Annotated in this window: 12 protein-coding genes; 5 read left to right on the top strand and 7 right to left on the bottom strand. The window is 30.6% G+C overall.

All coding sequences use genetic code 11. From position 1 onward, the window contains the following. Nucleotides 1–256: helix-turn-helix domain-containing protein (locus JVV30_RS12935; protein ID WP_204194351.1), on the bottom strand; the 256-nt coding region annotated here is incomplete at its 3' end. A gap of 189 nt (nt 257–445) precedes the next feature. Between JVV30_RS12935 and JVV30_RS12930 the strand changes: the two genes are divergently transcribed. Continuing rightward, complete coding sequence (locus tag JVV30_RS12930; RefSeq protein WP_002511731.1) at nt 446–1450, top strand: NADP-dependent oxidoreductase; 1005 nt, start codon at nt 446–448, stop codon at nt 1448–1450. A gap of 130 nt (nt 1451–1580) precedes the next feature. Here the strand turns inward: JVV30_RS12930 and JVV30_RS12925 are convergent, their stop codons facing one another. Beyond that, nucleotides 1581–1859, bottom strand: coding sequence for a hypothetical protein (locus JVV30_RS12925; protein WP_239469385.1), 279 nt, complete (start codon nt 1857–1859; stop codon nt 1581–1583). 122 nt (nt 1860–1981) lie between these two features. Here JVV30_RS12925 and JVV30_RS12920 point away from each other — a divergent pair, with 122 nt between their 5' ends. The 3 genes from JVV30_RS12920 to JVV30_RS12910 all read left to right on the top strand — a co-directional run bounded on the left by JVV30_RS12920 (nt 1982) and on the right by JVV30_RS12910 (nt 5437). After that, a complete protein-coding gene (locus JVV30_RS12920; protein ID WP_044291491.1) occupies nt 1982–2806 on the top strand; it encodes an alpha/beta fold hydrolase in 825 nt (274 codons plus the stop codon). Between the two features lie 435 nt (nt 2807–3241). Continuing rightward, nucleotides 3242–3478 carry a hypothetical protein gene (locus JVV30_RS12915; RefSeq protein WP_001159903.1) on the top strand — a complete coding sequence of 79 codons (237 nt, stop codon included), beginning with the start codon at nt 3242–3244 and terminating at the stop codon, nt 3476–3478. 6 nt (nt 3479–3484) lie between these two features. Continuing rightward, complete coding sequence (locus tag JVV30_RS12910) at nt 3485–5437, top strand: hypothetical protein (protein WP_000163792.1); 1953 nt, start codon at nt 3485–3487, stop codon at nt 5435–5437. Nucleotides 5438–5508: 71 nt separating this feature from the next. Here the strand turns inward: JVV30_RS12910 and dfrG are convergent, their stop codons facing one another. From dfrG to JVV30_RS12885, 5 genes are all read right to left on the bottom strand, one after another. After that, a complete protein-coding gene (dfrG, locus tag JVV30_RS12905; RefSeq protein WP_000868795.1) occupies nt 5509–6006 on the bottom strand; it encodes a trimethoprim-resistant dihydrofolate reductase DfrG in 498 nt (165 codons plus the stop codon). A 429-nt stretch (nt 6007–6435) separates the two neighbouring features. After that, nucleotides 6436–6711: a hypothetical protein gene (locus JVV30_RS12900; protein ID WP_044291488.1), complete on the bottom strand. Its 276-nt coding sequence runs from the start codon at nt 6709–6711 to the stop codon at nt 6436–6438. 247 nt (nt 6712–6958) lie between these two features. Next, the gene (locus JVV30_RS12895; RefSeq protein ID WP_044291487.1) at nt 6959–7636 is read right to left on the bottom strand and encodes a hypothetical protein; all 678 of its coding nucleotides are present in this window, start codon (nt 7634–7636) and stop codon (nt 6959–6961) included. A gap of 145 nt (nt 7637–7781) precedes the next feature. Beyond that, nucleotides 7782–8897: an AAA family ATPase gene (locus JVV30_RS12890; protein WP_204194350.1), complete on the bottom strand. Its 1116-nt coding sequence runs from the start codon at nt 8895–8897 to the stop codon at nt 7782–7784. After that, nucleotides 8887–9651: a DUF6414 family protein gene (locus JVV30_RS12885; protein ID WP_044291485.1), complete on the bottom strand. Its 765-nt coding sequence runs from the start codon at nt 9649–9651 to the stop codon at nt 8887–8889. The genes JVV30_RS12890 and JVV30_RS12885 overlap by 11 nt, the downstream gene beginning before the upstream one ends. A gap of 116 nt (nt 9652–9767) precedes the next feature. Between JVV30_RS12885 and JVV30_RS12880 the strand changes: the two genes are divergently transcribed. Continuing rightward, on the top strand, nt 9768–11195 hold the full coding sequence (locus tag JVV30_RS12880; protein WP_044291483.1) for a DUF6038 family protein: 1428 nt from the start codon (nt 9768–9770) through the stop codon (nt 11193–11195). The last annotated feature ends 277 nt before the right edge of the window (nt 11196–11472 follow it).

Below are 11472 nucleotides of genomic sequence, written 5' to 3'. Positions count from 1 at the left end.
TAAATTGACAACTCAACATATCTATTTCATTATCATATAGCATACCTGTATTTTTTTTGATTTCTTTTAAACTCATATTCAAATTACTTAAACATTTTATGAATTTTATCATTTCAATATCATCTTTACTATAGAGCCTTTTATTATTAGTGTCTCTTTCTATAAATTTTAATATCTCCTTTTTTTCATAAAATCTTAATTTACTTTTACTTATATCACATATGCTTGCTACTTGATCAATATAAAATTTTTCCAATGTAAGCACATCCCTTCTCTTAAACTAAGGTTTAACTGTTATATTATTATATAACCACACAAGAGGAGGAAAAACAATTAAAAAGCTTTGATTTTTATACTTCAATAGCAATCATTATTACAAGAAATAATTTTATTTAAGCAAGTCAGTTTAAACACTAATTAAAAAACAGTAAAACGGAGGATTATTATGCAAAATGAACAAATTGTATTAAACGAAAGACCAGAAGGATTACCTAAAGATGACACTTTTAAATACGAAGCAATCCAAACAGCAGAACCTAGTACGGGTGAAGTACAATTAAAATCTATTTATATTTCTGTGGATCCTTATATGCGCGGAAGAATGAATGATTCAAAAAGTTACGTTAAACCTTATGAAATCGGCAAACCAATTGATGGGCATGTTTTAGCGAAAGTTATAAAATCCGAAGTAGAATACTTGGAAGAAGGAGATTATGTTACGGGTGTCTTACCTTGGCAAAGAATAATCACTACTGATGCTAATCAAGTGACTAAAATACCTTCCACAGAAGTTCCTCTACATTTATACTTAAGCATTTTAGGAATGCCAGGTATGACAGCATATACTGGTTTGTTGGAAATAGGTAAACCAAAAGCAGGAGAAACAGTTGTTGTATCTGCTGCTTCCGGCGCTGTAGGGTCTGTAGTAGGACAAATTGCTAAAATAAAAGGCGCAAAAGTAGTTGGCATTGCCGGTGGAAAAGAAAAAACACAATATTTAACAGACACATTAGGCTTTGATGCGGCTGTTGATTATAAAGGCGATGATTTTGAAGCACAACTTGCCGCATCTGTACCAAATGGTATTGATGTATATTACGAAAACGTCGGTGGAAAATTATCAGATGAAGTTTTCAAACATTTAAATACATTTGCACGTGTACCTGTTTGTGGTGCAATCTCAACTTACAATAATACGCAAACTGAAATGGGACCAAGAATTCAGGAAACACTAGTTAAAAGCCAAGCCCTAATGCAAGGTTTTGTAGTAGGACAGTTTGCAGAGCATTTTAAAGAAGCAAGCGAACAACTTGCCAAATGGGTAGCTGAAGATAAAATAAAATCACAAGTAACAATCGATGAAGGTTTTGATCAATTGCCTAATGCATTTAGAAAACTATTTTCTGGTGAAAACTTCGGTAAACAAGTGGTTAAAATATCAGAGGAATAACTTGAGATATAATCTAATATAAAAGTATATGAGATAAAAAACACAATTAGCTTATAATAAAAATCTCACTCATCAAATAAGATGAGTGAGATTTTGTTATTTTTTATAAAGTTTTTGGTGAACTGTTTGCTTAAACTGTTGCGTAATCTTTTTTACCAAAGAATGTTACAAGTAATAACATAATTATTGATAGTGGCAACCCAATTAAGATTGGATGTAGACCAAACGGATGACCTAGTATTTGCCATATCACTGCTGAACCAAGCCCACTCCACATTGCAATGTTACCTGCAAGCTTCGTAGGTTTTTTCCAAAATAGACCGAACATCACTGGCGCAAGTAAGCCTGAAACTGACATTGCAGTACCTGTTACCATAAGATCTACTAATCCTGGGATCATAAGCGCCAATACTAAAGAAATCACAGCTACGATTAACACTGAAAGTTTACTATACTTTAGCTTATAGTATAATAAAACTATAAATTAGCTACACTTAACTAAATAACTTTTATAAGGCAGGTTAGTAGATTATGCAAACAAATGAAACTAAAGGAATCTTTAATGCTACGGGGGCTAATATTTATTTTGAATCAAAAGGTAATGGTGAGAATATATTAGTACTTCATGCTGGAATTGCAGATTCACGTATGTGGGATAATGAATTCCACTTATTATCAGAAAAATATCGAGTAGTTAGGCTTGACCTTCCTGGATTCGGCTTAAGTGATTTCACAGGAGGAAATTACTCTTATAGTAATATTATTAATGAAATACTTACACATCTAGATATCAATCACACTCATATTTTAGCAGCTTCATTTGGTGGGAAAATAGCTATTGATTTTTATCTAGACCACTCAGAAAAGTGTCTGAGCTTAGCACTTTTGTCTCCAGCTTTAGGTGGGTGGGAAGATTCGTCTTTCCTACAAGAATATGAAGAAGAAGAAGAAAAACTATTACAAGAAGGTAAAATAGAAGAAATAGCACTGTTTAACTATAAAACTTGGATACTAAGAAATAGGTCTCCAGAACTTATCAATACAGATGTGAAGCAATTAGTTGTTGATATGCAGACGGAATTTTTAACTAAACCCGAATTAGATTATTCTTGCGAGGAAATAGAAACGAAGGATAATATCTTACAGATAAAAAATATTCAAGTCCCTGTATTAATTATTAATGGTGAGTATGATGTTCAAGATTTTCAAGATATATCTGAACTAATGAGTAATGAAATTCCTCATATAAAAAATTGCACAATACCTAAAGCAGCACATTTAGCTAATATGGAATCCCCAAAACAGTTTTTCAAGTTGATTTCGGAATTCTTTGCCGATAACTCTAATAATTCATGAAAATAATATATCATACCATTTTGGTTACATACCTAGTCAAAATCATTAAATTAGACAATCTCAAATTAAAAGGTACCATATACAATTGTCATTTGAGATATCGAAATAAGAGAAATTTCACTAGCAGCCCGAAAACATGGTGAGTAAGATGCACAAACACTTGCAGTGGCATACTTTATAGAAATACTAATAATAAAATAAGTAGTTCAGTTTTGGAGTACAAAAAGTGAAAATGTAAACCTAAATGAGTATCAAATTGCAACTGAATTTGATACTCGTTTTTTATTGTTAAATCAACGTTTGTTGTTAATTTACACCACAAAATGTAAGTTAAAATGTATATAAAAATGCGAACGTGAAATAATTATTGTAGGAATGCAAATTGGTGTGTTAAAATGGTTACAATTTACTAAGCAAAAAGGGGTGCATTTTCCTATGCAATTTCTTGAGCCAAAAAATAAGAACGCTAAGTCTGTGGATTGGGAAATATCAGAGCAAGTAAGGGTGATAGTTAAGCAATACGCTGAATATGCAGAGCGTACTGAAAGCGAAGCAGTGGATGAATTCTTATTGAACATTTTAGACGATAAGAAGTTTATTGAATGGATTGCCAACAAGCGAAGTAATAAGCGGATTGTTGAAAAAATGGGTATCAAAGATAGAGTGGGTTGATAGACAATGACCAAGCTTAAAAGATTAGCCACGAAGGAAGATGAAATTGTAGATGTTAAAATTCCGATTTCAAACGAAGAATTAAAAGATAGGGCTAAACAATATGATTTATTAACTCCAAAACGATTTGCAACAAGGTATAACAAAATGTTGTTCTTGCCAACGTCTTTTAAATGGAACGGTTCTGAATATCCCATTCAATATAATTACTGCATCAATCCGTTTTGTTGTAATTTTGGGAAAGAACAGCACAAATTCAAAGATGTAAAAGGGAAACCAAGTCGATATAAAATGACTGGTAGTTCCAAAGATAAAGGTCATAAAGGTATGTACTGCAATGACAATCCTATTGGCAGAGGTGTATCGCAAAACTGTACAGTAACCCCTTTATCTAATTGGTCTGTTGTTGAAGAAATTAAACGCCTTATAGAAATCAATAGCATCCAAGATGTTGAGCCAGATTATCAATTTCATAAAGAAGGCTGCTCGGAAGAAGAATCAACCCCATTCAATGAGCCGAAGCAATTTTACAAAAGGGGGAAAAGTAGGGGCAAATCTCAACGCTATCAATGTAAGGCGTGTAAGAAGTTCACTAATGTTCTACCAAAAAGAGAAGAAACCACTACTTATCACCAACAAAAGAACACCATTCTTCCAATGTTCGCTAAGATGGTTGTTGGAAGGGTTTCAGTCAGTCGTACTTGTGATATTTTAGGAATTGGAGTTGGAACCTACTATCATAAGCTGGAGTGGCTGTATAGGCGTTGTTTGGAGTTTTTAGAACGATATGAGACACAACCCCTTCAAACAAAGAAATTTAACGAGATGTGGCTTAATACGGACAAGATGCACTACTACCTAAATAACGTCCGTAAGAAAGGACAAGGTTCAAAGAAATATACGGGGTTTGAAGACCTTAATATGCAAACGTATATAGTTGTATCTGCTGAGGTCTTATCAAGATATGTGTTCCGTTCTGATGTTGCCTATGATTGGAATATTTCAATGGATGAATTAAATGAAGATACAAGAAAATTCAAAGAAGACCATCTCAATACTTTTAGTCGTAAAAATGATAGGTTAGATTGGTCTTATTATCCACAAGAACCATCCGCTAACGATAGCGAAAATAGGAATGCTTATCTTCACGAATTAGGGAAAATTACTAATAGGAGTAGATTTGTCGATGGTTTAAATGTTGATGCTCCTTATACTACAACTGCTCACTATTGGTTAATTAAACAAATGGTTAATGCCGACGAATGGCGAATGATTAGTGATGATGACTTCTCTATTAGAAACGCCTTTTATAGAGTATTCACGAAAGAATTAAGGTTGAGCGATGCACATCATTTTATTTGCCAAGTTAACAAGACGAAAAGCAGAAAACAATGCTTAAAAGAATTCGGACAAGCAAAAGCAGAACTGCTCGATTGGGGAGATATCAGAGGATTCAAAACAAAGTTTCTACGGACTTTGGCATCTCATTATCTAACTGAATTACTAACAAGTCATCAATTCCACGAAGAGGCTATTAGTAAAGATGGAGAAAGATATCGCAAATATGCCGATAACCCTATCAAACATCCATTAGCCACTAAGGATAAAGGATTTTATTCAGTTGATTGTAGAACGGATTTATCTGCTCTGGAACCAAACGAAATCGCAAAGATGCTATTAAATGTTAATGACCATTCGACCAATAGCTTTATTCAACAGATAAGACGTTATATATCATCTCTTGAAAGACCATTAACAACAGCTCGTGGTGATAAGAAGAGCTATATTTACGCTAACTTCAATCCGAAGTATGCTCAATTTGCGATTACAATTCTAAGAACTTACTACAACTTTTGTCGCCCTTTTAAATCAGCGGATAAAAAGGTTTTGACACCTGCTCAAAGATTAGGGATTACAGATAAACAATTTGATTGGAAAGATATAATTTATTTCAAATGACAAAAAGAGCTTGGAGTAATCCCAAGCTCTTGTGCTTTATCTTTACTGTTCTTCTTCAATTAACGCACCCGTTAACTCAATAAGTTTTTTCTTTCATATACATGAAAATAGTAGTTATACGGATTTTTATCATTCTTTATCCCTTTTTGGGCAAATACCTCATTCCATTCCTCATAATTCACTTCTGGAAAAAAAGTATCTCCTTCGAATTCATGATGTATTTTTGTGATGTACATTTTCTCAACATAAGGGAAAAACAAATTATAAATCTGTTCTCCTCCGAAAATAAAAATTTCTTCTTCGTTTTTACATAACTCAAAAACATCTTCTATTGAATGAACAATTTCACAACCATTAAAGGTAAACCCCTTATCTCTCGTCAGAATAATATTTCTTCTGTCAGGTAAGGCTCTTCCGATTGATTCAAGGTTCTTCCTACCTAATATTATCGGATGTCCCTTTGTAGTATTTTTAACATATTCCCAGTCCTTGGGAATCCTCCAAGGAATGTCATTCTCTTTGCCAATCACTCTATTCTTATCCATCGCAGCAATCAAAGAAACTTTCATTTATAACACAGCCTTTTTAACTAATTTACCATCTAATTTCTTATTTCTATCAAAAAACCTTTTCTCATTATCCTGCCCGTTAGTTGAATAAGCAATTTTTTCTATAAGTTATATTATCATAATACCACAAAATCACAAATTTTCATTCAATTATCATTTTCAATTGCATTTTATAAATCATTTTGTATGTAATTTGGTATGTAAGTTAAAATGAAAAAAGTAGTCCATTTTGAAGTACATTTTGTCATTTTGTACTCCAAAACTGAACTACTTAATAATAAAAAGAAGCATTTATTATATTAAGACATATAAGCCCGTCACACCTATAAACATCCTTTTTAGCTATTTATATGAAGCACCAATTCCATTAACTGTTAAAAGTATTCTGTTCTATGAGTCTTATTTAACTATGAATCAATGATTACTGACTCACCACCATCTATAACTCGATGGGTCATGGAAATCAACATCGCTTTCTTTCATTTCATTTAGTAAATATTTTACTATTTGATCATGGTTTCTATCTCCTAGTGCTTTCTCAACTTTACTAGAGTCTTTCAACCAAGTAAGTGCCTCCTTATACCACATCATCTCTTCAATTGTTGCATTCTTTAGCTTATACTCATTAATATACTCGGTTAACGCTTTCATTTCTTTATGTAACTTGTACTCACTGATTAGTGTTTTAATATTATTAAATTCCAATTCCCTACTTTTTCTTAATTGTTCAGCTTCTATACTTTGCGCTCCTCTTCGTTCTGCTTTTCAATGTATTCAAGCTCTGAATCATTCAATAACTGTGGTAATTCAAATATTCTCAATCAGTGTGTTATGGTCATCTGTACCAGGATAGTCTCGATTAATACCGTAGACGTTATTACTCCAAGGATAGACTCCAACGAGTTCAACCTTGAAATAACCAGTATTGAGATAATCATAAGAAGAATAACGATCAGCATCTCTTTTGACTCTTTTCTTTAAACCTTAATTTTATATGGAATACATTCAACTTTAGGTACATCAAGTCACTTTTTTTCACTTGTTTGTCTCTACGAGGTATATGAATACAAATATATTCTTCATCAACACTAACCTTAAAATTTAAACATTCGATTGCTTTAAATAAAATATCACAAAACCTATAAAAGTCTGATAATGCTTCTTTTGATACATGAGATGCATTCAAAACTTTATGTGGCTCTGAGCGATAATAACCCCAGGGATTCATTTCCGATTCCTTTTGCCTTTTTCTTTCAGATACAAGATAGTTTTTATGGTTAGTGACGATTTTATGATGACTCTTAACCTTATCTGGTATCTTCAAGTCTGTATATACATTGTAAATTTCTTCTTTTTTATCATCGTCAAAGTATGACCATTTATTTGTTATTTTAGCTTTTTCGCTCAGTTTCTCATCAATTTTAATTAAATAATCTTCACCTTCTATAGGTTCTAGTCGACCAATAATACCTCTTCTATAATCATACAAATACTTAGAATTGGGCAAGGGAATCTTATGGATTTCAATTATCTGTTTCAAATCATTAAACTCTATATTATGTTCCTCAGCAAATGCGGTACGGGATTTTGTCCATAGCTCTCTATAAATATCAAAACGATTCATTTCCATGTTTCACATTCCTAACACGTTGTATTATTACAACAAATGTAGCATATAAGTATGTGAAAAGTCGAACTTTCTTTTGTCTACCCATATCTTTATATATTCAATATCTTATTGCACACTCACCCTAATAAAATATCCTTACAAGTTACTAAAAACCCATCAAAGTACTTATTAACCTTAAATTGATATCATTTTCAACTAATTTCTGCATATGTCTATAATTAGTAAATTGATTTACCTTAATCACATATTGTTCCAATAAACTTTCTTCACTAGGTAATAAAGACTTTTCCTTATCTGATAACTTTATAAATTCTTCACTTAATATTTTGGTTAATATAATTTTTTTAGCTTTTTTATTTAGCTCTGAAAATTCAATAAAATCATCAAACCTATAATAAATTGGATCACCTAGTTCTCTTCTAATTTGAACTTCTCCCTTAAAATTTGAAGTACATATAATTATTGAATTCGACATTCTGACTTCATATTGAGAATCCTCAAAAATCCCTTCATCAAACAATTGGTAAAAAGCACTATTTATTTCATTTACTCCTTTATCAAATTCATCTAATAGTACAATATTGCTCTCCCTCTCTAATAAATCTCTAGCTAAACTAGGCTCACCATGATTGTTTCCAAATATGTAATCAAACATATAATTGGTTTTATTCATTGACATCTGTTTTCTAAATAATTCCCCTCCTAAACATTCACTAATAATTTTGCTCATTTCAGTCTTACCGACACCTGATGGACCATATAACATTAAAACAATTGGTTTTCTAGATTCTTTAGTTAACTTATATAATGAAGCTAAAATTCTCTTTATTGCATAACCTTGACCAAATAATTGGTCAGTTAACCTCTCTTTAATATTTAACAACACCTCTAAATCTGGTTTGGGATACTCATATTCACAAAAAACATATTGATTTTCACCAAAATGTTTTTTAATTTGATTAATAACAGATTTTGGAGGATTCTGTAGAATAATTCCTTTTCCAAATTCAATAGACTTGTTAACGATTTGTATAAAATTGCTTAATGCAGCTGAAGTAATTCCAGAATATGATTCAGTTTTAGCAAGAATAATTTTATCTTTTAAGATTCCTTCATAATCATTATCTGTAAATTTTTCAACCAAATTCCTAGTAAGTGAATCGATTTTTATTATGTAATCTTCTAAAGTTATATATGATTGATCAAGAAATTTATTTAAATATGACTTAGGTCCCATAACTATCTTAATTTTATAACTCATTTTCAACTTCGACCCCTGCCAATATAATATCGTACATTTCTAATATCGATTGTTCATTATTATAAGAAGAATTCACTGGTTCTTCTGAAATAGAAGTTACCACCTCATTTTTAAAACCTAGTGAATTTATCGCATTTTGAAAATTAAGTTGATTTTTATCAATTAATCCAACTTTTACGCCATATAAAGTGAGTTGCATTTGAGACAAATCAGTTAAATTATAATTGTTTACAAAAGCTTTATTATTAAATCTAACAATACATTCATTATCGTTTTTCTTAGCAAGAATCTCATAATAACCCTTACCTAATTTTAAAGTCTCATGCATTTTATTAATATTAATTGACACTTCTTCATCTAACACTATATCTCCCTCTACCATACTTAAATATGGTGAAATAGTTTGAAAATGAGCAATTGAATTCTCAACATAACTCAATTTATACTCAGAAAATTTTGTAATACCTATGTCTTCATTTTCTGCTAAATTTTTAAAATCGCTTAAAATTGCATTGGTTAAAGTTTTTTCAACATATTTCTCAGAAGTACGATTTAAATTTCCTCCCATATGTCCTTCTACAGAAAAAAGACTTTCAAAAATTTTAGAAAACATAGGTCCAATTCCAAATTTTCCTCCTAAACTTGTTTGGTTTTGATTTTTCTTTGTTTCAACTGTTTGTTTTGATTCTTTCCCATTTTGGATAATTTTCAAGTAGTCGTTTGCAGTACTTTCATCAAAATAAATAAGTTTCATATAATCTCCCTCCGTTAAGAACATACGTTCTTGTTATCCTTAATTCTAATTGTACTTTATAATATTGAAAAAGTACATATTATCTAGCCATAATTACGTTAAAAAGGAGAATCAACTTGGATTATAAAAATTATAAATATTATACAGGAAAAGATTTAATGAAAGAATGTAATTTAAGTGAAAAAATGTTTAAGAATAGTATGGATAAGCTCGAACGAGTTTATAAGTTAGATATCAATAGATACAAATCCAATCCATCAGCAAGCAATAGCGGTTACAGCTTTAACTTATTTGAATTAGAATTATTTAAAATTTTGCTAAATACTATTGAGGACTTTCCTGTTCCAACATCTGCTAAAAAATTTGATGACATAGATTTAAGAGAGGAGGCATTAAAGAAAAATAATAGTCAATTTATTAGCTATATTACTAATATCAGCGATTCAATTGATAATATTAAAAACGATGCATTAAAAGCGCAAATTTATGCATCTGAAAACTATTCTTTTACTTTAGAATGGCTTAGTGCTCAATCAAAGTGTAATGATGCATTGTCTTCATTTTTTAATTATACAAATTCTCTAGATTTAGATAAGAGTTCAAAATTATATAGAAAATTAGCACATAGAATTGACGAGTTACTGTTTGAAACATTAATGGAAGATAATATGACATTTGATAATGATTTCAATTTCAAACAACTATATAAAGTTCATCAATATAATAAAGAAAACAATCCCGAAAATTTTATTATATACAACCAAGTAGAACCTGACGATTCCATGTATTCGAATGTAAATTATGAAGTAGCTAGATATATATCAAACGAACCAAGTATAGATGATTATAGCGAACCTACTGATAACAAATTATTAGATTTTTTCATTATTGATATATTAAACAAACTTTACCTTCCAAGTTTGAATAAAAGAATCAATCATAAAATTGTGACTGATGATATACAAACTGATGAATCGAAAATCCGTGAAAAATTAAGAAAAAAAGAAATTGTAAAATATCCATTCAATGTTAATGGATACTTTCTCGGTATTGAAAATGACTTATTTTCTAACTATCAAAGAATTATTAATACTATAAATCAATATAAAAACAGTACTTTTGATTTACAAAATTTTGAATCACGTCTAGACAATATAATAAATAGCTCCAAGCCATTAATATCAAACGACAAGTTTTTCCATATTTATAAAGAATTTTATTTGTCATTATCTAAATTTTCTAACCTATTTTATACTAATCGCCAATCTTATATTGATGATGGTATGAGTCCAAATCAAGTAGAGAGCTTCTTAAATGACTTGTATCGAATTCATCTTTTATTAGATAAATATTCACTTAATGAAGATATTGAGCCACTTTCAAAAATAAACATTACCGAATTAACGAACGCTTTCCACTTATTTGAAGAAATAAAATCTACTCAAATTAAAGACGAAATCGTCAGTAAACAAGTCAATGATTTATCTAGTTGGTCTATCGCAAAAACTCTAAGTGAAACCTTAGACAATTTAAAATTTGAATAGCACTACCAAAGGAGGTCGTCCATTTTTTTTGTTTATGGACGACCTCCTTATTTGCGTTTAATTCTCCTTTAATATGTATTTAGCAACACAAATTTAATGCTTATATAGCAAAGGAGAAGAGTAAACTATGGTCAATAAATTGAACAAAGATACAATTTTTGAACGTAAGCAATGCAAACTAACTAAAAATGATGGTTGGAGTAAAGAAAACCCACCTACTACTAAGGAGGGGAAAATTACTTTTACAGATTTGGGTGGTTATATCAATATCACTGAT

The organism is Staphylococcus sp. GDY8P47P (assembly GCF_016892225.1).
Classification (GTDB): Bacteria; Bacillota; Bacilli; order Staphylococcales; family Staphylococcaceae; genus Staphylococcus; species Staphylococcus borealis.
This window is presented reverse-complemented; position numbering and strand designations above follow the sequence as displayed.

Coding starts and splice junctions, on each gene's coding strand:
- JVV30_RS12930 (WP_002511731.1), top strand. CDS start 446: ATGCAAAATGAACAAATTGTATTAAACGAAAGACCAGAAGGATTACCT.
- JVV30_RS12920 (WP_044291491.1), top strand. CDS start 1,982: ATGCAAACAAATGAAACTAAAGGAATCTTTAATGCTACGGGGGCTAAT.
- JVV30_RS12915 (WP_001159903.1), top strand. CDS start 3,242: ATGCAATTTCTTGAGCCAAAAAATAAGAACGCTAAGTCTGTGGATTGG.
- JVV30_RS12910 (WP_000163792.1), top strand. CDS start 3,485: ATGACCAAGCTTAAAAGATTAGCCACGAAGGAAGATGAAATTGTAGAT.
- dfrG (WP_000868795.1), bottom strand. CDS start 6,006: ATGAAAGTTTCTTTGATTGCTGCGATGGATAAGAATAGAGTGATTGGC.
- JVV30_RS12895 (WP_044291487.1), bottom strand. CDS start 7,636: ATGGAAATGAATCGTTTTGATATTTATAGAGAGCTATGGACAAAATCC.
- JVV30_RS12890 (WP_204194350.1), bottom strand. CDS start 8,897: ATGAGTTATAAAATTAAGATAGTTATGGGACCTAAGTCATATTTAAAT.
- JVV30_RS12885 (WP_044291485.1), bottom strand. CDS start 9,651: ATGAAACTTATTTATTTTGATGAAAGTACTGCAAACGACTACTTGAAA.